Below are 21,320 nucleotides of genomic sequence, written 5' to 3' on the forward strand. Positions count from 1 at the left end.
ATTATAACTGATCGGTTGTCGTCGTCGTTGTTTTAACGGTTGATGTTTTACCATCGCGGATAATCGTCAACGTGATGTCACCGTCCGATTTAATCAGCGCCGTCTTGATGTCGACAAAACTCTCAATCGCCGATCCGTTAATTTTCGTGATGACGTCACCTGTTTTCAGCTTCGCGGAGGCAGCCGGACTGTTCGGTTCAACTGACATGATGACGACACCGGTTTTTTGGGATTCAGGCAACTTGACTTGATCAAGCAAATAACCGGCCGGGAAGGCGGAAACGTCCTGCAAGGCGACACCAAGCGTCGGATGTTTGACTTCACCGGTCGTTTCAAGCTGTTTTAGGATGGGCAGCGCATCGTCGATCGGGATACTGAAACCAACGCCTTCGACGCCCGTTTCAGCAATCTTCATCGAGTTGATTCCGACGAGCTGACCTTGTTCGTTGATTAAGGCACCACCAGAGTTACCGGGGTTGATGGCTGCATCGGTCTGAATGACGGTCGTATTGAAGTCATCTTGCCCATCGCTGTTCGTATCGACAGGAACCGTCCGGTCATTTGAACTGACGATTCCACGTGTGACGGAGTTTTGGAATTCACCGAGCGGGTTTCCGATGGCGAGCACGGTTTGACCGGCTTTTAAGTCAGCCGATTTTCCGACCGTGATGACAGCGGGAACGTCTTTTGCGTCGACCTCGAGAACGGCAAGATCGTATGTTGCGTCGCTACCGAGTAACTTTGCACTCAAAGTGTTACCGTCGTTTAATGTCACTTCGAGTTTCGAGGCACCGTCGACGACGTGGTGGTTCGTAATGATGTAAGCCTTTCCGTCTGCTTTTTTATAGATGACACCGGAACCAGATCCGCTCGCCGCTTCTTCTTGCGTCATGCTGTTACCGGTTTGGTAGTTCGTGACGGTCACGACCGATTTTTGGGCGGATGCGACGGCGTTCGTCACAGGGTCATTTGACGTCGTTGAAACTTGTTTCGGCATCCCGTTTGAAAGAGGTGTGTCGGCGACTTGTTGTTCTTGATCCATCAAAAGTGGAAAGGCGATCGTTGCCGTCAAAACGGCACCGATGATGCCTCCTGTCAGTCCGGGTAAAAGTTGTTTTGTTTTTCCTGCCATATCGACCATTCCTTCCGTATCAATTTCTATTTTTACTGTATCAGATATCCAAACTGAAAATGAAATTGCGGACGTTTTTCCAAAATGACTCATCATTCCCCACAATTGATCGACAGTTTCTTATAGTTGAGCGAAAAGGGTTCGTCCGTTACACTGAGTTTGGTTCTTACTTATATCAACGGGGAGATGGAAGTCATGAAGTATGTTTTACGTTTGTTGTACGGTGGAGGATTATTATTTGCTGGGGTCGGTCATTTTCGAAACGAAAGAGGATTTGTCAGCATCATGCCGTCCTTTATTCCGTTTAAGCGGTTTTTCGTTCAAGTGACGGGTATCATCGAAGTTTTGTACGGCTTCATGTTGTTGACAGGTAAAGGTGTCGATATCGTTCGCAAGACACTACCTGGCTTTTTATATGCCGTCTTACCGGCGAACGTCAACATGGCAGTTAATCCACAACCCATCAACGGTAAAAAATTGCCGGCCTGGGCGTTATGGACACGTTTGCCGCTGCAATGGGTCTTAATCGCCTTAGCCAAACGTCTGAAATGAAATGAAGCCGCCGAGTCGATGTGATTCGGCGGCTTTCTTTGGATTAAAAACGTTTATTTACAGCGAGCAGGGAAGCTTTCGCAATTTGTTCGTACGTTGAATCATTCGGGTGGAACTGATCACTTGAGAGATCGCGTTTGACGTCACGGACTAGGTTGAACGTATCGATGACTTCAATATCATATTCGAGTCCGAGTTGACGCGACTCGGCATTCCAATTTTGGACGATTGCGTCAAATGCCTCCCCATTTTCACTGGCACGGAAAGGATTATACAGTCCGACGTAGAAGATGACGGCATCCGGATTTTCATCTCGGAGGATTTTAAAGGTCTTCTCCAAGTTGGTTTGAGCTGATTTAATCGTATCAGCAGTCTTTTTTGCATCAAAGTTTGCGACACCTTCACCACGGTTGAACAAATCATTCCCGCCAATCGTCACCGAAATGACTTTTGCCTGGCTAAGGGAGCGAAGGACTTCTTTTTGTTCAAGTTGCTTCAGTAGATCTTCCGTCCGGGCTCCGCTGACGGCTAGATTTTGGAAACGTTCGACGGTGTTGTCTTTTGTAAGTTCTTGACCGACGATTGCTGCATAACTGTTTCCGTTCGAAGCACCGACGCCGCGTGTCAACGAGTCACCTAAAGCGACGTAAGTCCCGCCTTTTGCAACGGGTTCTTCTTTCGTTGGTGTCAAGACCGCCCGTTTTGGTGGATTAACGACGTCGTTATAGGCGCTTGCAAATCCGTACCCGAAAAGTGCGGTCAAGATGAGCGAAACGCTTAAAAATAAAGGCCAAGCATATCGTTTCATGAATCGTTCCTCCTTTTACTGTTACGATGATTGTAGCAAAACTTTAGAAAATGTGCGGTTTTGAAGTGCTTAGACGAGTCAAATCATTCATTATTCCGCTAGAATAGACCATAAGAGGTGAGAAACGTGAATCCAACTGTAAAATTAGAATCGGTCACGAAGGTGATTGGAAAGAAAACGATTATCGATAACATTTCGTTTGAAATCTTCCCAGGTGAAGTCTTTGGATTTCTCGGTCCGAACGGGGCAGGGAAAACAACGACGATCCGGATGCTCGTCGGATTGATTAAACCGACGTCGGGTAAAATCACAGTCTGTGATTTTGACGTCCGCAAACAATTTGTTCAAGCGATGGAGCGGATTGGCTCGATCGTTGAAAACCCAGAGCTTTACAAATATTTGAGTGGGCGCGAAAACTTGCGTGTCTTCGCCCGGATGTTACCGAATGTCGATGAAGCTCGGATTCAAGAAGTAATTGACTTGGTCGACTTGACGGCGCGGGTCGACGATCAAGTCCGGACGTATTCCCTCGGGATGCGTCAACGCCTTGGAATCGCCCAAGCCTTGCTCGGTCGTCCAAGTGTTTTGATACTCGATGAACCAACAAACGGACTCGATCCGATGGGGATTCGTGATTTACGGCAATTCATTCGGAAGCTCGTTGATGAGACAGGATTATCAGTTTTAGTCTCGAGCCACATCCTGGCTGAGATTGAGATGCTCGCTGACCGGGTCGCCATCATGAGTTACGGCAAAATCGTTCAAGTCGGGACGGTCAAGGAGCTCGTCGAGTCGCTTGCTCCAGGTGTCGACTGGCGGGTCGATGATGCCTTCAAAGCAAATGAAATTTTATCCGCGTCTGAAGACGTCCAGGTCTCTGAAGTCGTTGACGCGAATACCGTCCATACATTGATGGATTCAAGTAAGACACCGGCACTCAATAAACAGCTGTTTGAAGCCGGCGTCGAAGTCTGGACGATTGAACGAAAAGTCCAGACGCTCGAAGATCTCTTCATCACCTTGACGGGGGGAGATCATATTGCGTAATCCGAACATGCTTGGTCTCGTCCGCAACGAAGTGACGAAAATTGCTTCGAAAAAGCGCTTCGCCGTCGTCGCGATCATTTTAGTCGTTCTTGTGTCGATGTTTACGTATGCACAGTATCGTGACATCCAAGAACAAATTAAGAAACAAGGTACGCTCGATTGGCGTGTCGAACTGCAACAAGACATCGTCGATACACAGAATCGCCTGGCCTCGAGCAGTATTCAAGACGAGTTCCGCCAGTTTTTAGAATTTGATTTAAAACAGAATCAATACTACCTCGATAATGATATCAATCCGAACTATCCGGGTGCGCCGACGTTCATCCGCATTTTCTTCTCACAAGGATTAACGTTAATCTTACCGCTCTTCATCATCGTCATCATGGCGGACATCGTCAGCGGGGAGCAAAACGACGGAACGATCAAGACGCTTCTGTCGCGACCGGTCCGGCGCTGGAAAATTTTGATGGCGAAATGGATCACGGTTTTACTCTATACCTCGATGCTGATGGCATTGACCGCGTTCGTCTGTTACGCGATTTCCGGCATCGTCCTCGGGTATGACGGCTGGACCGCCCCGATTTTGACCGGGTTCCAAGCATCGCCGAGCGGGACGTTCTCGACCGAATTCGTGCATACGATTCCGATGTGGGAATACCTCCTGATGGCAATCGGTCTCGCCTGGATCGTCACAGCCGTCGTCGGAACGATTGCGTTGATGGTCTCTGTCCTCGTCAAGAATACGGCGACCGGGATTGGCATCATGATGGCAGTCTTGATTTCCGGAACATTGTTGACGACACTCGGTTCGAGCTGGACAAGTTCGAAATACCTCGTTAACGTCAACTTTGGACTAATCAATTATCTGGATGGTCAAGCACCACCGATTGAAGGCATGACGTTGCCATTCTCGCTTGCCGTCCTTGGCTGTTGGACAGTCGCGACACTTGGAATCGCCTTTTGGAACTTTACGCAAAAAGATATGTATTAATAAAAAACCCCCTGTCCCGAACTCGGAACAGGGGGTTTTCGCAACGGGCAAGCCCGTCACTTGGAATCGAGAGGCAGAGCCTCTAATGGAAAGCCGATGCAGGTCAACTTCCGCGCTACGTACCAATCGTATCTTAATCATAGCGATTCCATTAATTGGTGTCAAACATGCTCGAATGGGTTTACAGTTGTCGCAAATTGTAAAAAGGTAGATAACAGATAAAAGAGGAGGGGCTATGATGGCAGATTGGGGTATTATGTTGACAGGGTTAGTGATTTGCGGATGGTGTGTATTCAGCGCAATTTATGACGACTTCATTCGTCGTGTCTAATATTTTTTTCGTGACAAATAGGGTACATGTCCTTTTTCTTCAGGATAGGTGCTCTTTTTTTGTCTTAAAACGGCTACGGCAGAATTGTGAATTATGGTACACTGACATCAAAAATGATCAGTGTAGGAATGGTGATGCATAGTGAAACAACCAGTCATCGTCATCGTCGGTCCGACTGCGGTCGGAAAAACGAAGACAGGTATAGAATTAGCGAAGCGCTTGAATGGTGAAATCATCTCCGGTGACTCCGTTCAGGTCTATCAAGGAATGGACATCGGTTCAGCGAAAGTGACAGAAGAAGAAATGGACGGTGTAGCGCATCATATGCTCGACCTTGTCAATCCGGATGATGAGATGAGTGTTGCTCGTTTTCAGACGCTGGCACGTCAGGCGATTGCGGACATTGCAGGTCGAGGGAAATTGCCAATCATCGTCGGCGGGACCGGGTTATACATCCGGGCGATTTTGTATGACTATCAATTTACAGCACAAGCGGAAAATAAAGAATTGCGGCAGGAGCTGGAACAATTTGCAGCGGAGCAAGGCGTAGTCGCACTCCATGAACGCTTGCGTCAACTCGATCCGAATCGGGCAGAGGAAATTCATCCGAACAATGTGCAACGGGTCGTCCGGGCGATTGAAGTCGCCGAGAGTGGACAGACACAAACGTCCGGTAGTGAACCGAGCTTATATGAGAGCTTGCTGTTCGTCTTACATATGGACGACCGGGATCGCTTATATGACCGAATCAATGAGCGGGTCGATTTGATGGTGGGGCAGGGACTCGTCGAGGAAGTCCGGCAGCTTGTTGACGCCGGCTTCGCCGATACGAAAGCGATGCAAGCAATCGGCTACAAGGAAATCGTCCCTGTTTTGAGTGGCGCGCCACTTGAACCGGCGGTCGAACAGTTGAAACGTAACACGCGACGCTTCGCAAAACGGCAGTTAACCTGGTTCCGTCATCAATTTGATGGCGTTTGGGTAGAAATGGGAACGATTTCATTTGAACAAAACTTCAAAATTATCTATGATAGAACAGTAGGGTTTCTGAAAGCGGTTAACTCGGACTGGCCTGAAGACAGAAACAGATAAAATAGAGGGGGCACGGGGTCTTATGAAAGCGACATACAACATTCAAGACTATTTTTTAAATCAATTACGAAAAGATGCGGTTCCAACAACCGTCTTCTTAATCAGTGGGTATCAATTACGGGGATTAATCAAATCATTCGATAACTTCACGGTCATCCTAGAATCAGAAGGAAAACAACAACTGATTTATAAGCATGCCATTTCGACGTTCGCGCCGGCACGTAACGTGACGTTGTACGAACAAGAGGAAACGGAAGAAGTATCGCGTTAAACAAGACGGCCGCGGGGGCCATCTTGTAAGAAATGCAATCCATTTAGATGAAAGGTCACTGCGAAGTGACTCTTCATCTTTTTTTGTGGAGGATGACGAATGGTACAAGAAAAAGATGCCGGCGTCTTGTACCATTTGCCTTTACAGCACATTCATCATAATAACTCTTTTAATTCTTCAAATGCTTCCGCGTATCGTCTTAACGAGACGTCTTTATAGAGACATGTCTTCGTCAGGCGGTCTTCTGTCGTCATCTCGTCGACATACGTTTTCAAGATGAAGCTGTTACGGAGCATCGACGGGGTGATCAATCGTTTGTTATCCGACCGTTCATTGAGTTGCCGCATCATTTTCGTGATCATGACGATCGAGAGCTGCTTCGGCGCATTTTTACTATAGAGCCAGCGGAACGTCATCCGGGCGAAGTCGAAGGCGACGAAAAACGGGTCCGTTGTATGATAACGTGGACGGACGGGTTCCGGAACGGTCTTCAAGTAACGGAGCATGACGTCCTGATCCTCACGCTCGATATGCAATTTGTACGTGTTCCCGAGCCGGTCGTGGACGAGCATCTCTTGCTGGGCAAAATTGAGGTCTTGCATCTTCAGCCCGATGATGTGGTGAACGCGTAGTCCGTACCGGTAGAACAACCGTAAAATCAATTCATTGCGGTCGATCAAGTACGGGCGGGCGACGAGCTGATGATCGGTCAAACCGCGGTCGGACTGATTCGTCCGGATCAACTGGTCATATTCTTTCTGCGACGCGACATGGTGTGGACCGAGCTCATGGGTCGGCTGGGCATACTCAATTAGTTTTGCTTTTGATTGTCGGATTTGATAGTTCAATTGATTGATGACGGTGACGATCCGGGCGACCGTCGCTTGTTTATAGAGTTTTTCTTCGATCAAGTATTCGTTGATGAATGTCTTCCAGGCATCGAGCGAAATTGCTTTGAAATCATCAATCGTCTCGAGCGGTTGGTCGACTTCCGTCATGTACCGGTGAACCTCGATTAAATCATAACGGTAGCGTCGGACGGTCGAGTCCTGTCGACCGCTGACCGTTAAATAGAGGAGATACCGTTCGATGAACTCGGGCAACGTATAATCCAGTCGTTCGCGTGCCATGTTCCGCCTCCTTCAACCTTGTTATTCTTATCATAAACCGAACGAATGTTTCCTGTCCAAAAAAGTTCAGACGGATAGCGGCGTGTGGTATGATTAGGGACGCAGAATGTCTTTATCTTGAAAGGAATGATTTTATGTCAGAACGCGTTATTGTCGTCGGTTGTCAGCTCCCCGATGTGGCAGACCATATTTATGCAGAATCGGTCGCGGAGCTTGAAGCACTCGTCACGACTGCGCACGGGGTCGTCGTTGGACGACTCGATCAAAAACGGCAGGCAGTCGATCGGCGTACATTTATCGGAAAAGGGAAGGTCGAGGAACTGGTCGCGCTAGCGGAAGAACTCGAACCGGATTTAATTATTTTTAATGCAGAAGTCACACCCGGTCAGATGAAGAACATCCGGATTGCACTTGAAGACCCGGAATCGATCAAATTGATTGACCGGACCCAATTGATTCTCGATATCTTCGCCGGGCGTGCTCAGTCACGGGAAGGGAAACTTCAAGTCGAGCTCGCGCAAATGAGTTATTTGTTACCGCGTCTCAGTGGACAAGGAACGCAACTGTCACGTCTTGGTGGCGGAATCGGGACACGTGGTCCGGGTGAATCGAAACTTGAGACGGACCGTCGACACATCCGTCGCCGTGTCGATGAAATCAAGAAACAGCTCGAAACATCGGTCGCACACCGAGCGCGTTACCGGGAACGCCGTAAAGAAAATCAGACGTTCCAAATCGCGCTCGTCGGGTATACGAATGCCGGGAAGTCGACGATTTTCAATCGCTTGACGCATGCTGACACGTATGAAAAAAATGAATTGTTCGCGACGCTCGATCCATTGACACGTCAGTTCGATTTACCGGAAGGCGGACAAATCCTGTTGACGGATACGGTTGGTTTCATCCAGGACCTTCCGACGAAACTGATTGCTGCCTTCCGTTCGACGCTGGAAGAAGTGCTTGAAGCCGATTTAATCCTCCATGTCATTGATGCTTCGAGTGAACATTATCTCAACCAAATGCAGACGACGAACGATGTCCTCGATGAGCTCGGAGCGGGTGATATTCCGCAACTCGAAGTCTTCAATAAAAAAGACCAGTTGACAGACTTGTTCGCCGGCGGAAAATTGCTGATTTCAGCACTCGATCCGACTGATATCGAACGGTTAACGCTCGAAATCGAAAAGTCGATCAGTGAGATTTTGGAATATCTCGAAATCCGGATTCCGGTCGAGGCGTTTGCCCACTACAACCCGGCAAAAGAAGTCATGATGAATTTAAAAGAACAATATGAAGAGGATGGATCGGTCACGCTCAAAGGGTACTTGCGTAAAGACACGCGTCTCTACTCGACATTGAAACAATACGAGGTGTAAGCATGTTTACAGAATTAACGCATTATGAAACGATTCGTCCCTTCATCGAGACGGCGGAGACGCGAATCGCTCCCGGGATCAAACGGACGCAAGAAATCGCGGAATACAATCAGTTTCGCGTCTTGAACGCGTTCCGGAAACACAAAGTCAGCGATTTTCACTTCATGCCGTCGACAGGTTACGGCTATAACGATGAAGGGCGCGATACGCTCGAACGGATTTATGCCGACGTCTTCGGTGCAGAAGCCGGACTTTGCCGTGCGCAAATTATCAGTGGGACCCATGCGATCGGGATTGCGTTGTTCGGGTTACTCTTGCCGGGAGACGAATTACTGTATATCACAGGCAAACCGTACGACACGTTAGAGGAAATCGTCGGCATCCGGGGTGACGGGCGGGGCTCGCTAAAAGAACTCGGTGTCACCTATGATGTCGTCGAGATGAAACAGGCGGAGACGATTGATATCGATGCCGTTCTCGCCCGGATCACAAGCAAGACGAAAGTCGTCGGGATTCAACGGTCGAAAGGTTATGCGACACGGCGCAGCTTACCGGTCGAAGAAATCGGTCACGCGATTGCGACGATTAAAGCCGTCCATCCGGACGTCATCGTCTTTGTTGACAACTGTTACGGCGAGTTCGTCGAGACGATGGAACCGACCCACGTCGGGGCTGACTTGATGGCAGGCTCACTGATTAAAAATCCGGGTGGGGGTCTCGCGAAAACTGGCGGCTACCTCGTCGGACGGACGGACTTGATCGAACGGGCATCGTTCCGAATGACGACTCCGGGCATCGGCGCGGAAGCGGGACCGTCGCTCTACTCGCTCCAAGACATGTATCAAGGCTTCTATATGGCGCCGCACACGGTCAGCCAGGCATTGATGGGGGCAATGTTCACGTCGAGCATGATGGAGCAGTTCGGTTTCGATACGGCACCGCATTACGCAGCAGAGCGGACGGATTTGATTCAATCGGTCTCGTTCCATGCCCCGGAACCGATGATTGCCTTTTGTCAGGCGATTCAAGCGGCGTCACCGGTCAATGCTCATGCTTTACCGATTCCGGACTATATGCCCGGATATGCGGATGATGTCATCATGGCAGCAGGGACATTCATCCAAGGGTCGTCGATCGAATTGTCGGCAGACGGACCGATTCGTGCGCCCTATACGGCTTACGTCCAAGGCGGGTTGACATTTAGTCACGTCAAAATCGCCATCATTTCTGCCGTCGACCATTTGATGGAAAAACAATTGCTTCCGCAAACGCGGGTTTAAAATAATTACAAACTGTGAAAAGACCTTTGATGACAGGTTGTCTGACTTGTGGGAAAGTTGTGTTAACTTTCCTGACATAGCTTGACAACTTGCCTCACAGAGGTTTATTCTCATGGAGTAAGGAAAAAGGAGGAACGACATGGCAGACGTAACACGACAGTCCAAGCCACTGTTTCCGATCGGAGTCGTTCAAGAGTTGACCGCGTTATCTGCCCGGCAGATCCGTTACTATGAAGAACAGGGACTGATCAAACCGGAACGGACAGAGACGAAACGCCGCCTCTACTCGTTCAACGATGTTGATCGTTTACTGTCGATCAAGGAATATTTGGATCAGGGACTGAATATCGCAGGGATTAAAATGATTTTTGACAATGATCTCATCAAACGAGAACGCGTTGCGGAGACGGTCGTCAAGACACGTCCGGAACTATCCGATGGAGAGTTGTATAAACTCCTGAAAAATCAACTGAAGGAAGCAGGTCAACCTGGAAAAACGTCGCTCATCCAAGGTGAGCTCGGGCGTTTCTTCAAGTAAGTACCTGTTACCATATATGAAAAACAGAATCGGAGAGGGGAACTGTTACATGACACGCCGCAACATTACACGAGAAGACATTATGAAAATCGCTAAAGCTGAGGACGTACGGTTTATTCGTCTACAATTCACAGATATCCTCGGTACAATCAAGAACGTTGAAATTCCAGTAAGTCAATTGGAGAAGGCACTTGATAATAAGATGATGTTCGATGGTTCGTCGATTGAAGGATTCGTCCGGATCGAAGAATCAGATATGTATCTCTTCCCAGACTTAAATACATGGGTTGTCTTCCCATGGACTGAAGATGGAACAGGTAAAGTCGCACGTCTCATTTGTGACATTCACAATCCAGATGGCACATCGTTCTCAGGTGATCCACGTGGTCAATTGAAACGCGTACTTAAAGAAATGGAAGAGCTTGGTTTCTCTTCATTCAACGTCGGACCAGAACCGGAATTCTTCCTCTTCAAAAAGGATGAAAACGGTCGCCCGACACTTGAATTAAACGACCAAGGTGGATACTTCGACCTCGCACCTGTCGATCTCGGTGAGAACTGCCGTAAAGAAATCGTCATCGAGCTCGAAAACATGGGCTTTGAAATCGAAGCGTCACACCACGAAGTCGCACCGGGTCAACACGAAATCGACTTTAAATATGCGGATGCGATCACGACTGCCGATAACATCCAAACGTTTAAACTCGTCGTTAAGACGATTGCTGCGAAACATAACTTGCACGCGACATTCATGCCGAAACCGCTCTTCGGTGTCAACGGTTCAGGTATGCATGCGAACATGTCCCTCTTCAAAGGAAACGAAAACGTCTTCTTCGACGAAGAGAACAGCAACATGCAACTCTCTGACGATGCACGCGCCTTCACAGCAGGTATCCTGAAGCACGCTCGTGCCTTCACAGCTGTCTGTAACCCGACAGTCAACTCGTACAAACGTCTTGTTCCTGGTTATGAAGCACCTTGCTACGTCGCATGGTCAGCCCGTAACCGTTCACCGCTCGTCCGAGTTCCTGCTGCACGTGGTCTTTCAACTCGAATCGAAGTTCGTTCAGTTGACCCGGCGGCTAACCCGTACCTTGCACTTGCGACATTGCTTGCGTCAGGTCTTGACGGAATCAAAAACAACTTGCAAGCACCTGCACCAATCGACCGTAACATCTACGTCATGGACAAACCAGAACGTGTTGCGAACGGCATCGATGATTTACCATCAACACTCAGCCATGCACTCGAAGTACTCAAAGCAGATGACGTCGTCATGCACGCACTCGGCGATCACATCGCGGAACACTTCGTTGAGCTCAAAGAAATCGAGTGGGATATGTTCCGGACACAAGTCACGGAATGGGAACGCGATCAGTACATGGTCTTGTTCTAAGTCTACTGGAAACGCCCGAATTTATTTCGGGCGTTTTTTAGCGTGTGGACAAAGCAACATAAAGTGATAAAAGCATCTCTCTTTTCCGTTGCTTTCCTCGGGCGAGGCGCAAGCCGTTGCTCCTTGATCCTCTCGGACAATGAGCAGGGTCTTGCCTGCCTCTGACAGTGCGTTAAAAACGCACTTTTTCCCGTAGGAGTCAACGGAAGAGAGATGCTTTTTAGACCGTCGTGCAGCCGTTTTGAAGATGAGACGAGACAGGAAAGTGCAACACGCAAGCATATCGGTATAAACCTTTCATTAGAGTTTATCTACAGCCTGGAACGTCTGAATTTATTTCGGGCGTTTTTTGTGAGAATTCAATTGATGGATGCTTACATTTTTGTGATTTTATTAATTTTTTGATTTTCGAAAGGTGCATGCGTCTATTTAAGGAATAGAAAAATATACTAAGGAGGCGTTCCATATGAAGAAAGGCTATGAGGGAAAAGACGTGACTGTCTACTTTGATCCAGAAGTGTGCATTCATTCCGGTCACTGCGTCAAGAGCCTGCCTAGCGTGTTCGATGTCAAAAAACGACCATGGATTGAAGCGAACCGTGCGGAAGCAGAAGAAGTCATGCGTGTGATTGATGGCTGTCCAAGTGGTGCTTTATCTTATGAACGGAGGGAAGCAAATGGAACTGAAACGAGCAGAACGTAAAATCGAAGCGCATCAGGAAGGTGCAGTGATTGGAGAAATCACCTACAGCGACACGAACAACGGCATGTGGATCATCGATCATACGTATGTCGATCCCGCGCACCGGAACCAGCAAATCGGCGAACAACTCGTTGCCGAAATCGTCAACTGGGCACGGGAAGTTAACGTCAAGCTACTGCCGTTATGTCCGTTTGCGAAAAAAGAGTTTGAACATCAATCGGATTATCAGGACGTACAAGCAAATACGTGAACACAAAAATCTCCTCCAGTCTCTCAAGACCAGAGGAGATTTTTTCGAGTCATTGTTTGTGAGCCCTGACTTTCATTTTGCGAGAAACAACCATCGCGCCGAAATAGGCGACGACGTACAACGCGACCAGTCCTTGTTTTAGCATATAGGGGATATCCATTTGACTCGCGATCAGAAAAATCGCGCACAGCAATATCAAATAGGATACAAACTGCTTATTCGGCACATCAGGACCTCCTTCACTATCCATTAATTTTTATTTTAAAAATAACACAAGAGATGCATCGAAACATGTTAAAGATGAATGAGGTGCTTACAGATACAATCGTAGAAATGCCATGGTGACGACACCGGTCACGACCGTCCAGGATAGACTTTTGCTGAAAATTGCCACCGCCATCGTCGGTAGTGCTGCGAAGACATGAAGCGTCGAAATCGTCGGAAACGCGTCGTCTTGCGCGATGAGTAGATTTTGAAAAAAGAGGGCACCAAGCAGGCAGACCGGAATGAAGGAGAGCCATTCCGTTACGAGGCGTGGTAACGTCAGTCCATGAAGGACAAGAAACGGTAAGACGCGTGGAATCCAAGTGACGAGTCCACAAGCTAAAAAAAGAGCGATTAATTCTGGACGGATTTCCATCGTGTGATCACGACTCCTATACTTGCACCACCGAGCGTCGCGCAAAGAACGGCGACTTCTGGAGAAAAGTAGCGCATGGTTATGTAAAGCAATAGTAAGACGATCAGTAAGAGGCAACTGTTCACGGCAATGCGGGAACGTTCTCCTTCGAACTGTAAGTACAATAAGCCGATGAACATCGCCGTCAGGGCAAAGTCGAGACCGAAGCGCTCCGGATCAGGGAACCAACTGCCGACGAGTGCTCCGAGAACAGTTGCGACGATCCAGCTGAGATACGCAGTCAGGTTCAAGCCGTGCATGAAAGACGGGGAAAGCGTTCCTTTTTGCGCAGTATTCATCGCGACAGCGAACGACTCATCTGTCAGTAATGTCCCGACGCCGATCCGATCACGGATATGCCGGGTCTCAACATGCGGTGCAAGCGTCAGACTCATCAATAAGTGCCTGAGATTGACGATGAACGTCGTCAGGATGATGGCAGAAGCGGGACTATTCAATAATAAAAGACTTGTGATGATGAACTGGGCGGCACCGGCGTAAATGAAGACGGACATGAATCCGACTTCAAGAGGGGATAAACCGGAGGCACGACCGACGATGCCGGCAGAAAAGCCGATTCCGAGATAACCGAGAACAGTTGGTAAACAGGCTTTGATTCCTGCTTGGAATGAAGAAGACACGATACAATTCCTCCTTTTTTGACATGTAAGATGAGCATAGCATCCGTACTCAAAAATGGACACTAAGTGGTCAATATTTTCATATGTTTTCTTGACATAAGTTTGCTTGAATTGTGGTAAAGACTAAGTGGTAGTGCAAAAATTCGTTAGACGAAGGAGCGTTCAAGATGGATAAATTAATGCAAGATGCCAACCGATTCGTATCAGATATGGTGGAAGGTCTCGTTTTAGCTCATCCGGATTTATATGCGAAAGTCGACGGCGTCAATGTCGTAAAACGAAAAGAACCACTGAACGGAAAAGTTGCCCTCGTTTCGGGTGGCGGCAGTGGGCATGAGCCAGCCCATGCTGGTTTCATTGGTGACGGGATGTTAGCTGCAGCAGTTTGTGGAGAGGTCTTCACCTCGCCGACACCAGATATGGTCCTTGAAGGGATCAAGGCAGCAGACGCTGGTAAAGGCGTACTTCTCGTCGTTAAAAACTATTCCGGGGACGTCATGAACTTTGATATGGCGAAGGAACTGGCAGAACTTGAAGATATCGAAGTCGAGACGGTTGTCGTAAAGGATGACATCGCCATCAAAAAAGAAGAAGATCGCCGCGGTGTCGCGGGTACAGTCTTTGTCCATAAAATTGCTGGTGCGGCAGCGGCGGAAGGCAAGTCGCTTGCTGAAGTCAAAGCAATTGCCGAGAAAGTCATCGGAAGCGTGCGTTCGATTGGGATGGCACTTTCACCGTGTTACATGCCGGAAAGCGGAAAACCTGGTTTCGACTTACATGAAGATGAGATGGAAATCGGAATTGGAATCCATGGTGAAAAAGGAATCGACCGGAAACCGGTTGCGTCCGTTGAAGCAATCGTCACGGAACTGCTCGACCGACTGACAGCAGAAGTAACAGACAAAAAAGTCGCTGTCATGGTCAATGGTATGGGTGGAACGCCGGAATCGGAACTCTACATCACCTACAAGTATGTCGCGGAACAATTACAAGCAAAAGGCTACGACATCGTCCGTCCATACGTTGGAAACTATATGACATCGCTTGAGATGCACGGTTTCTCGATTACGTTACTTCCGGTCGACGATGAGCTCGTCGGTTACCTTGACGCAAAAACGAATGCAATCGGTTTTTAATCAAACTAAAAATTTTTAAAAGAAATAGAAGAGGTGGATTGAAATGAAGTTAACGACAGAACAGTTTCGTGAAAGCTTACTGAAGGCAGCAGCACAGATTGAAGCCCATAAAGATGAACTGACCGATCTTGATCGTGAAATCGGCGACGGTGATCACGGGATTAACATGTCACGTGGTTTTCAAGCCGTCCAAAAAGAACTAGAAGCACATGGTGAGTATGAAGATTTAGGTGATTTGTCAAAACAAGTTGGGATGACGTTAATCAAGACGGTCGGTGGGGCGTCTGGTCCGTTATACGGAACAGCGTTCGTCAAGTTCGCCGGAGCCTTTAAAGGGAAAAAAGAAGTGGAAGGGCAAGAACTGGCACAAGCTTTTGTTGAAGCGACGGAAGGCATCAAGATGCGTGGAAAGTCTGAATTCGGTCAGAAAACAATGGTCGACATTTGGACACCTTTCCATGAGGCCTTGAGCAAAGAGGCGGATTTAAACGCTGCACTCGAACAAGCGCTCCGTGATACAAAAGAACGTGTCGCGACGAAAGGGCGGGCTTCCTACTTTGGAGACGCGACAGTCGGCGTGCAAGATCCAGGTTCTTTATCGAGTGCACTCTTGTTACAAGAAATCGTGGAGGTGCTACATGGTTAATGTAATTCTCGTTTCACACAGTGAAAAACTGGCGACTGGTCTAAAGGAACTGCTTGCCGAAATGGCACCGGATACACCAATCCTGCTAGCGGCCGGTTTAGCGGATGGAAGCATCGGGACAGATGCTTCGCGCATTGAAGAGACGTTGAATGCGCTCGACGATGACGGTGTTATCTTGACGGATATCGGTTCTGCAACAATGAATACGGAGTTGGCCCTTGAACTGTATAGCGGTGATAAAACAGTCCAATTTGTCGAGGCGCCGCTCGTCGAAGGGGCATTCCTCGCGGCTGTTTTAAGTGGTCAATCGAAGTCACTGACTGAAGTCGTTGACGGATTGAAAAATGAATTCGCCTAAATGATTCGCGTAAGACCGATCTCCCTTCTAAGTCAGGTATCTGCCTGTTCGCTTAGAGGGGAGTTCTTTAGTGTGGATTGAGAAGGTGTATGAATTAAGAGGTCAAAGACAAAAAAAAAAGCGATTTCGAGTGATATCGAAATCGCTTCTTTTTAATAGAGTGGTGCAAAAGTCATCGTTGTTCGATTAGACGTTTGCGTTGGCTGCTTTTTTGTTCGGTGTGAATGCCATTGTCGCTTCGACCGCTTTTTGCCATCCGGCATAACGTTTTTCGCGATCGTCTTCTTTCATTTCAGGTGTGAATTGATGGTTGAGTTTCCACTGCTTTTTGATTTCAGCTTTATCTTTCCAATAGCCGACAGCGAGTCCAGCGAGGTAGGCTGCACCGAGTGCCGTCGTCTCATTGATTTCCGGGCGGTCAACTGGAACACCGAGAATATCCGATTGGAATTGCATCAAGAAGTCGTTGGCAACGGCACCACCGTCGACGCGTAACGTTTTCAGTTCGATGCCGGAATCTTGCTGCATCGCTGTCAAGACGTCGCGAGTTTGGTAAGCGAGTGACTCGAGTGTTGCGCGGACAAAGTGCTCTTTTTCCGTCCCGCGTGTCAATCCGAAGATGGCACCGCGAACGTCGCTATCCCAGTACGGTGCACCAAGACCAACGAAAGCAGGAACGACGTAGACACCGTCTGTTGAATCGACTTTCAAAGCGTAGCCTTCTGAGTCTTTTGCATTTTTCAACATTCGGAGACCGTCACGCAACCACTGGATTGCAGAACCGGCAACGAAGATTGAACCTTCGAGTGCGTATTCCACTTTGCCGTCGACGCCCCAAGCGATCGTCGTCAAGAGTCCGTGGTCTGAAGAAACGGCTTTTTCGCCCGTATTCATCAACATGAAGCAACCTGTACCGTATGTGTTTTTCCCTTCGCCCGGTTCAAAGCACGTTTGACCGAACAAGGCAGCTTGTTGGTCACCGGCGATGCCGGCGATTGGAACTTCGAAGCCGAAGAAGTGATACGGGACTGTGTTGTCGTAGACTTCACTTGATTGACGGACTTCTGGCAACATCGATTTAGGGACTGTCAGGATTTCAAGTAACTCGTCATCCCATTGTTGTTCGTAAATGTTGTACATGAGTGTCCGTGAGGCATTCGTGTAGTCTGTGATATGTGTTTTTCCACCTGAGAGCTTCCAGACGAGCCACGTATCGATTGTACCGAAGAGCAGTTCCCCGTTCTCTGCTTGCTCACGTGCACCATCGACGTTATCTAGAATCCATTTGACTTTTGTTCCTGAGAAGTAGGCATCGATGAGTAAGCCAGTTTTATCGCGGAATTTTTGATTGAGTCCTTGTTCTTTTAGCTCATCACAAATGTCGGCCGTTTGACGCGATTGCCAGACAAGGGCATGATAAACTGGTTTTCCCGTTTCCTTGTTCCAGACGACTGTCGTTTCACGTTGGTTCGTAATTCCGATGCTCGCGATTTGACTCGGTTTGATGTCAGCCGTTCCGAGTGCATCCGCCATGACTGCTAAAATCGAACCCCAGATTTCATTTGCATCATGCTCGACCCAGCCTGGTTGTGGGAAGTATTGTTTGAATTCACGTTGAGCAGAGTTGACGATTTGACCATCATGATCGAAAATGATGGCGCGTGAGCTTGTCGTTCCTTGGTCGAGTGCTAAAATATACTTGTTTTCCATCTGTGAGTCCCCCTTGAATAGTTAAGATACCTAATGCTCAATCAAAATAGCAGTTGATAGATGAAGACGGCGATTGCGCCTCCGATGATTGGTCCGACAATCGGAATCCATGAGTAACCCCAGTCTGATGATCCCTTACCCGGAATCGGTAAGATCGCGTGGGCGATACGTGGACCAAGGTCACGGGCAGGGTTGATTGCATAACCCGTCGTACCACCGAGCGAAAGACCGATGACGACTACGAGGAGACCGACGATCAATGGATTGAGTCCGTCTGCAAACGTATTCGCTCCAAGCGCCAAGATACCAAAGACGAGAACGAATGTCCCGATGATCTCAGATACTAAGTTTGATCCCGTATGACGGATTGCTGGACCTGTCGCGAAGACACCGAGTTTTGCGGCTTGATCTTCTGTCGCTTCAAAATGTTTCATGTAATGAAGCCAAACGAGTACTGCGCCAAGGAATGCTCCGACAAGTTGAGCAGCGATATAGATAGGTACATCTGCCCACGGTAAGTCAGAATTGAGCGCGAGCGACAAAGTAACCGCTGGGTTCAAGTGGGCACCACTGGATGCCGCGACGTAAACACCGGTCATAACGGCGAGACCCCAAGCGAGCGTGATGACAATCCAGCCACCATTTTCAGACTTGGTTTTCTTCAGAACGACACCGGCGACGACGCCATCCCCGAGTAGGACGAGAATCAATGTTCCCATCATCTCACTAATAAAATTACTCATGCAAAAACCCTCCCTTTGGATTAAAGCGAATAATGCCTTTCTATTTAAACCTAACCCGAATTGATAACGTTTTCAATACAAATAATTGAAATATAGGAATCGAAATTTTCAATATTTAGGTTTAAAAAAATTAGAATTGGATAATAAAAAGACTTTTTCCATGATTGAATGGAAAAAGTCAGGATCGACGTTTTTTTCGTTTCTTTTTAGGGCGGAACCAACTACTCGTATGATCAAGGATGATATGAATCGTACTTGCGGTCATCACACCGATAATAAAAGCAGGCATGACGTCAATCAATGAGTCGACCGTGCTTGCTTGGATGATTTCACTATAGAAGGCTAAAAAGAGTAGCGGAATCAATAAAGCGGCACTGTAGAGTAGGCGGATGACATCTCCGATGATTAAGCCATGCGACCAGATGGAGCGGTGCGGCATAATTTTAACGTATGGCATCCAAAGGACACGCAAAGGGCCAAAACGATAGTAAGGTTCCGATTTTAAGTCTAAGTCGGGCGAAAGCCATAAGGTCCCGACGGCGATTCCGACAGCGGTCGGGAGCCAATCCGTTTGGTTCGTTGCGACCGAATAAACAACATATCCCGTTAGGGCAACGGAGTTGACCGTATCATGTACATTTCCAGAAGGCATGAAAAAAGACCAGCTTAGCTGGTCCCTCTCTTAGTGAATCGTCCGGTAAACGCCGATGACCTTGCCAAGAATCGACACGTTATCGAAATACATCGGGTCCATCGAGTCATTTTCTGGTTGAAGACGTACCTGTTGATCTTCTAAGAAGAACCGTTTGACTGTCGCTTCACTATCTTCGGTCATCGCAACGACAATCTCCCCGTTTTCTGCTGTGTTTTGTTGACGCACGATAACACGATCGCCATCAAGAATACCTGCATTAATCATCGATTCGCCATCAATCGTCAACATAAAGACGGTTTCATTTCCTACATAATGTGCAGGGAGTGGGAAATGCTCTTCTATGTTTTCAATCGCAGTGATCGGAAGTCCGGCAGTTACCTTGCCGATAACGGGGACATGGACGATCGCTTCGTTGATTTCTTCAGGTTTATCAAGCAATATTTCAATCGCGCGTGGTTTCGTCGGGTCACGGCGAATCAGTCCACGTTTTTCTAGACGATCCAAATGACCGTGTACCGTTGAGCTTGAAGCAAGACCAACAGCTTCACCAATTTCGCGAACTGAAGGTGGATAGCCCTTTAACTTCACTTCAGCGATGATGTAGTCAAGGATTTCTTGTTGACGTTTAGACATTTTCCGCATACGAATTGCCACCTCTTTCCGGATTGGTTTTTTTAGGATTTAGGAATATATGTTTCTAGAATTACTATAACATAGAACAAATGAGCGCACAAACAATTGTTCGATGTTTTTGTGTTGACCGAACACTGGTTCTGTGTTTATTATAGATTATGCGAACAATTGTTCCGAGAACATTTATTCTAATAACCTATTTGGAGGGATTCATGATGATTCATTCTATTCGTACTCATGCCTTTTCAATTCTGTTTTATACGCTCAGTTTTGCTTTCATTCTTTTTCTTTTAACACCACGACCAGATGAAAAGGTACACCAATTACTCACGGCGTCAGTCACGGTTGATGAGAACGTAACGGTCGAACAAGTTGCAGAAGTCTACAATGATGGTTCGATGACGAACCAGGAATACATCGACTGGCTGATCAAGAACAATGAGCTCGAAACAAAACATGTCATTTCGAAAGACAAAATCGTTGTACCAATCGCACAACAATGACAGAATATAAAAGTTGTTGAATGAACGAACAGGGGTGTGAGGTACGATGAAAGTAGTAATCTACTGTCGCGTCTCGACGGAAAAAGAAGCACAAGAGAGCTCACTGGAGCGGCAAAGAGCAGAACTGTCGGGACTCGCTTTAACAAAAGGATTTGAAATCATAGATATCATCGTCGAAAAAGAAAGTGGCTATGATGTAGAGCGAGAAGGGATGTTAACCGTTCTTGATTATGTAACGCGTCATCTGGTGGAAGCGGTGCTCGTGACGGACGATACACGAATCGGACGAGGAAACGCCAAAATCGCGATTTTGCATACGTTCAAAAAACATGATGTCCAGTTGATGACGATGGAGTCAGACGGTGAATACCAACTGGCGGATGCGGAAGCAATGGTCCTCGAGATCGTTTCACTCGTTGAGGAATACCAGCGTAAGCTCCACAATGCAAAAATCGCACGCGGTATGCGACGGGCTGTCGATAATGGTTTTAGACCCGAACAAAATCTTAATCGGCAAGGCGAGAATGCCGGCCGCAGTCGAAAGGAAGTCCCGATTGAAGAAATCGTTCGATTACGTGAACTTGGTTTGACGTTTGCTGACATCGCGACGACCTTACGCGGCATGGGGCATGATATTTCGAAAGCGACGGTCAACCGGCGTTATCTTGAATATAAAGAAGTTGTCCAGTCTTATGAATGAAAGCAGGTGTTGTGTCATC

At 47.7% G+C, this 21,320-nt stretch carries 26 protein-coding genes; 16 read left to right on the forward strand and 10 right to left on the reverse strand.

Annotated elements, in window-relative coordinates; all coding sequences use genetic code 11:
* Position 1: 1 nt before the first annotated feature.
* Positions 2 to 1,132 (reverse strand): S1C family serine protease, encoded by a 1,131-nt coding sequence (locus A0126_RS05400; protein WP_029333256.1) that lies wholly within the window; start codon positions 1,130 to 1,132, stop codon positions 2 to 4.
* 195 nt (positions 1,133 to 1,327) lie between these two features.
* On the opposite strand from A0126_RS05400, the gene A0126_RS05405 reads away from it, so the two are divergent.
* Positions 1,328 to 1,684: a DoxX family protein gene (locus A0126_RS05405; RefSeq protein ID WP_088836745.1), complete on the forward strand. Its 357-nt coding sequence runs from the start codon at positions 1,328 to 1,330 to the stop codon at positions 1,682 to 1,684.
* Positions 1,685 to 1,727: 43 nt separating this feature from the next.
* Here the strand turns inward: A0126_RS05405 and A0126_RS05410 are convergent, their stop codons facing one another.
* Complete coding sequence (locus A0126_RS05410) at positions 1,728 to 2,492, reverse strand: SGNH/GDSL hydrolase family protein (RefSeq protein WP_088836746.1); 765 nt, start codon at positions 2,490 to 2,492, stop codon at positions 1,728 to 1,730.
* A gap of 126 nt (positions 2,493 to 2,618) precedes the next feature.
* On the opposite strand from A0126_RS05410, the gene A0126_RS05415 reads away from it, so the two are divergent.
* From A0126_RS05415 to hfq, 4 genes are all read left to right on the forward strand, one after another.
* Entirely contained in the window at positions 2,619 to 3,539 is a 921-nt protein-coding gene (locus A0126_RS05415) for an ABC transporter ATP-binding protein (RefSeq protein ID WP_029333260.1), read from the forward strand.
* The gene (locus tag A0126_RS05420) at positions 3,532 to 4,530 is read left to right on the forward strand and encodes an ABC transporter permease (protein ID WP_034801277.1); all 999 of its coding nucleotides are present in this window, start codon (positions 3,532 to 3,534) and stop codon (positions 4,528 to 4,530) included. Before A0126_RS05415 ends, A0126_RS05420 begins: the two co-directional genes overlap by 8 nt.
* 469 nt (positions 4,531 to 4,999) lie before the next feature.
* Positions 5,000 to 5,953 (forward strand): tRNA (adenosine(37)-N6)-dimethylallyltransferase MiaA, encoded by a 954-nt coding sequence (gene miaA, locus A0126_RS05425; RefSeq protein ID WP_088836747.1) that lies wholly within the window; start codon positions 5,000 to 5,002, stop codon positions 5,951 to 5,953.
* Between the two features lie 22 nt (positions 5,954 to 5,975).
* Entirely contained in the window at positions 5,976 to 6,224 is a 249-nt protein-coding gene (gene hfq, locus A0126_RS05430; protein WP_029333264.1) for an RNA chaperone Hfq, read from the forward strand.
* 155 nt (positions 6,225 to 6,379) lie between these two features.
* On the opposite strand, the gene A0126_RS05435 is transcribed toward hfq, so the two are convergent.
* On the reverse strand, positions 6,380 to 7,354 hold the full coding sequence (locus A0126_RS05435) for a tyrosine-type recombinase/integrase (protein ID WP_088836748.1): 975 nt from the start codon (positions 7,352 to 7,354) through the stop codon (positions 6,380 to 6,382).
* Positions 7,355 to 7,488: 134 nt separating this feature from the next.
* Here A0126_RS05435 and hflX point away from each other — a divergent pair, with 134 nt between their 5' ends.
* From hflX to A0126_RS05470, 6 genes are all read left to right on the forward strand, one after another.
* Positions 7,489 to 8,730, forward strand: a complete 1,242-nt coding sequence (gene hflX, locus A0126_RS05440; protein WP_088836749.1) for a GTPase HflX — start codon at positions 7,489 to 7,491, stop codon at positions 8,728 to 8,730.
* 2 nt (positions 8,731 to 8,732) lie between these two features.
* Positions 8,733 to 10,010 carry a methionine gamma-lyase family protein gene (locus A0126_RS05445; protein WP_088836750.1) on the forward strand — a complete coding sequence of 426 codons (1,278 nt, stop codon included), beginning with the start codon at positions 8,733 to 8,735 and terminating at the stop codon, positions 10,008 to 10,010.
* 139 nt (positions 10,011 to 10,149) lie between these two features.
* Complete coding sequence (locus tag A0126_RS05450) at positions 10,150 to 10,548, forward strand: MerR family transcriptional regulator (protein WP_029333272.1); 399 nt, start codon at positions 10,150 to 10,152, stop codon at positions 10,546 to 10,548.
* Positions 10,549 to 10,597: 49 nt separating this feature from the next.
* Positions 10,598 to 11,944 carry a type I glutamate--ammonia ligase gene (glnA, locus tag A0126_RS05455; RefSeq protein WP_088836751.1) on the forward strand — a complete coding sequence of 449 codons (1,347 nt, stop codon included), beginning with the start codon at positions 10,598 to 10,600 and terminating at the stop codon, positions 11,942 to 11,944.
* A 466-nt stretch (positions 11,945 to 12,410) separates the two neighbouring features.
* On the forward strand, positions 12,411 to 12,647 hold the full coding sequence (locus A0126_RS05465) for a (4Fe-4S)-binding protein (protein WP_088836753.1): 237 nt from the start codon (positions 12,411 to 12,413) through the stop codon (positions 12,645 to 12,647).
* Positions 12,622 to 12,897 (forward strand): GNAT family N-acetyltransferase, encoded by a 276-nt coding sequence (locus tag A0126_RS05470; protein ID WP_088836754.1) that lies wholly within the window; start codon positions 12,622 to 12,624, stop codon positions 12,895 to 12,897. The genes A0126_RS05465 and A0126_RS05470 overlap by 26 nt, the downstream gene beginning before the upstream one ends.
* Positions 12,898 to 12,946: 49 nt before the next feature.
* Here A0126_RS05470 and A0126_RS19110 read toward each other — a convergent pair whose 3' ends face one another.
* From A0126_RS19110 to A0126_RS05480, 3 genes are all read right to left on the reverse strand, one after another.
* A complete protein-coding gene (locus A0126_RS19110; protein ID WP_157898466.1) occupies positions 12,947 to 13,123 on the reverse strand; it encodes a hypothetical protein in 177 nt (58 codons plus the stop codon).
* 87 nt (positions 13,124 to 13,210) lie between these two features.
* Positions 13,211 to 13,537, reverse strand: a complete 327-nt coding sequence (locus A0126_RS05475; protein WP_088836755.1) for an AzlD domain-containing protein — start codon at positions 13,535 to 13,537, stop codon at positions 13,211 to 13,213.
* Positions 13,516 to 14,217 carry an AzlC family ABC transporter permease gene (locus tag A0126_RS05480; RefSeq protein ID WP_088836756.1) on the reverse strand — a complete coding sequence of 234 codons (702 nt, stop codon included), beginning with the start codon at positions 14,215 to 14,217 and terminating at the stop codon, positions 13,516 to 13,518. The genes A0126_RS05475 and A0126_RS05480 overlap by 22 nt, the downstream gene beginning before the upstream one ends.
* A gap of 167 nt (positions 14,218 to 14,384) precedes the next feature.
* On the opposite strand from A0126_RS05480, the gene dhaK reads away from it, so the two are divergent.
* Genes dhaK through dhaM form a run of 3 tightly spaced genes read left to right on the forward strand, consistent with a single transcriptional unit; the run spans position 14,385 to position 16,357 of the window.
* Positions 14,385 to 15,353: a dihydroxyacetone kinase subunit DhaK gene (gene dhaK / locus A0126_RS05485; RefSeq protein WP_029333284.1), complete on the forward strand. Its 969-nt coding sequence runs from the start codon at positions 14,385 to 14,387 to the stop codon at positions 15,351 to 15,353.
* 43 nt (positions 15,354 to 15,396) lie between these two features.
* A complete protein-coding gene (gene dhaL, locus A0126_RS05490) occupies positions 15,397 to 15,999 on the forward strand; it encodes a dihydroxyacetone kinase subunit DhaL (protein WP_029333286.1) in 603 nt (200 codons plus the stop codon).
* Positions 15,992 to 16,357 (forward strand): dihydroxyacetone kinase phosphoryl donor subunit DhaM, encoded by a 366-nt coding sequence (gene dhaM / locus A0126_RS05495; RefSeq protein ID WP_088836757.1) that lies wholly within the window; start codon positions 15,992 to 15,994, stop codon positions 16,355 to 16,357. The genes dhaL and dhaM overlap by 8 nt, the downstream gene beginning before the upstream one ends.
* A 186-nt stretch (positions 16,358 to 16,543) precedes the next feature.
* Here dhaM and glpK read toward each other — a convergent pair whose 3' ends face one another.
* From glpK to lexA, 4 genes are all read right to left on the reverse strand, one after another.
* The gene (gene glpK / locus A0126_RS05500; protein ID WP_088836758.1) at positions 16,544 to 18,067 is read right to left on the reverse strand and encodes a glycerol kinase GlpK; all 1,524 of its coding nucleotides are present in this window, start codon (positions 18,065 to 18,067) and stop codon (positions 16,544 to 16,546) included.
* A gap of 41 nt (positions 18,068 to 18,108) precedes the next feature.
* Positions 18,109 to 18,810, reverse strand: a complete 702-nt coding sequence (locus tag A0126_RS05505) for an MIP/aquaporin family protein (RefSeq protein ID WP_088836759.1) — start codon at positions 18,808 to 18,810, stop codon at positions 18,109 to 18,111.
* A gap of 178 nt (positions 18,811 to 18,988) precedes the next feature.
* Positions 18,989 to 19,462 (reverse strand): metal-binding protein, encoded by a 474-nt coding sequence (locus A0126_RS05510; protein ID WP_088836760.1) that lies wholly within the window; start codon positions 19,460 to 19,462, stop codon positions 18,989 to 18,991.
* 30 nt (positions 19,463 to 19,492) lie between these two features.
* Positions 19,493 to 20,107, reverse strand: a complete 615-nt coding sequence (gene lexA / locus A0126_RS05515) for a transcriptional repressor LexA (protein ID WP_029333297.1) — start codon at positions 20,105 to 20,107, stop codon at positions 19,493 to 19,495.
* Between the two features lie 206 nt (positions 20,108 to 20,313).
* Here lexA and A0126_RS05520 point away from each other — a divergent pair, with 206 nt between their 5' ends.
* Positions 20,314 to 20,601 (forward strand): cell division suppressor protein YneA, encoded by a 288-nt coding sequence (locus A0126_RS05520; RefSeq protein ID WP_029333299.1) that lies wholly within the window; start codon positions 20,314 to 20,316, stop codon positions 20,599 to 20,601.
* A 46-nt stretch (positions 20,602 to 20,647) separates the two neighbouring features.
* A complete protein-coding gene (locus tag A0126_RS05525) occupies positions 20,648 to 21,301 on the forward strand; it encodes a YneB family resolvase-like protein (protein ID WP_088836761.1) in 654 nt (217 codons plus the stop codon).
* Positions 21,302 to 21,320: the final 19 nt, after the last annotated feature.

Source organism: Exiguobacterium sp. N4-1P (genome assembly GCF_002214325.1).

Bases quoted from the DNA above. Each gene is read 5' to 3' on its own strand.
- lexA (WP_029333297.1), bottom strand. From the start codon at position 20,107: ATGCGGAAAATGTCTAAACGTCAACAAGAAATCCTTGACTACATCATC.
- hfq (WP_029333264.1), top strand. From the start codon at position 5,976: ATGAAAGCGACATACAACATTCAAGACTATTTTTTAAATCAATTACGA.
- hflX (WP_088836749.1), top strand. From the start codon at position 7,489: ATGTCAGAACGCGTTATTGTCGTCGGTTGTCAGCTCCCCGATGTGGCA.
- glpK (WP_088836758.1), bottom strand. From the start codon at position 18,067: ATGGAAAACAAGTATATTTTAGCACTCGACCAAGGAACGACAAGCTCA.
- A0126_RS05435 (WP_088836748.1), bottom strand. From the start codon at position 7,354: ATGGCACGCGAACGACTGGATTATACGTTGCCCGAGTTCATCGAACGG.
- A0126_RS05475 (WP_088836755.1), bottom strand. From the start codon at position 13,537: ATGGAAATCCGTCCAGAATTAATCGCTCTTTTTTTAGCTTGTGGACTC.
- A0126_RS05510 (WP_088836760.1), bottom strand. From the start codon at position 19,462: ATGCCTTCTGGAAATGTACATGATACGGTCAACTCCGTTGCCCTAACG.
- dhaM (WP_088836757.1), top strand. From the start codon at position 15,992: ATGGTTAATGTAATTCTCGTTTCACACAGTGAAAAACTGGCGACTGGT.
- A0126_RS05470 (WP_088836754.1), top strand. From the start codon at position 12,622: ATGGAACTGAAACGAGCAGAACGTAAAATCGAAGCGCATCAGGAAGGT.
- A0126_RS05525 (WP_088836761.1), top strand. From the start codon at position 20,648: ATGAAAGTAGTAATCTACTGTCGCGTCTCGACGGAAAAAGAAGCACAA.
- A0126_RS05410 (WP_088836746.1), bottom strand. From the start codon at position 2,492: ATGAAACGATATGCTTGGCCTTTATTTTTAAGCGTTTCGCTCATCTTG.
- A0126_RS05400 (WP_029333256.1), bottom strand. From the start codon at position 1,132: ATGGCAGGAAAAACAAAACAACTTTTACCCGGACTGACAGGAGGCATC.
- A0126_RS05445 (WP_088836750.1), top strand. From the start codon at position 8,733: ATGTTTACAGAATTAACGCATTATGAAACGATTCGTCCCTTCATCGAG.
- A0126_RS05465 (WP_088836753.1), top strand. From the start codon at position 12,411: ATGAAGAAAGGCTATGAGGGAAAAGACGTGACTGTCTACTTTGATCCA.
- A0126_RS05520 (WP_029333299.1), top strand. From the start codon at position 20,314: ATGATTCATTCTATTCGTACTCATGCCTTTTCAATTCTGTTTTATACG.
- dhaL (WP_029333286.1), top strand. From the start codon at position 15,397: ATGAAGTTAACGACAGAACAGTTTCGTGAAAGCTTACTGAAGGCAGCA.
- A0126_RS05450 (WP_029333272.1), top strand. From the start codon at position 10,150: ATGGCAGACGTAACACGACAGTCCAAGCCACTGTTTCCGATCGGAGTC.
- glnA (WP_088836751.1), top strand. From the start codon at position 10,598: ATGACACGCCGCAACATTACACGAGAAGACATTATGAAAATCGCTAAA.
- A0126_RS05505 (WP_088836759.1), bottom strand. From the start codon at position 18,810: ATGAGTAATTTTATTAGTGAGATGATGGGAACATTGATTCTCGTCCTA.
- dhaK (WP_029333284.1), top strand. From the start codon at position 14,385: ATGGATAAATTAATGCAAGATGCCAACCGATTCGTATCAGATATGGTG.
- A0126_RS05405 (WP_088836745.1), top strand. From the start codon at position 1,328: ATGAAGTATGTTTTACGTTTGTTGTACGGTGGAGGATTATTATTTGCT.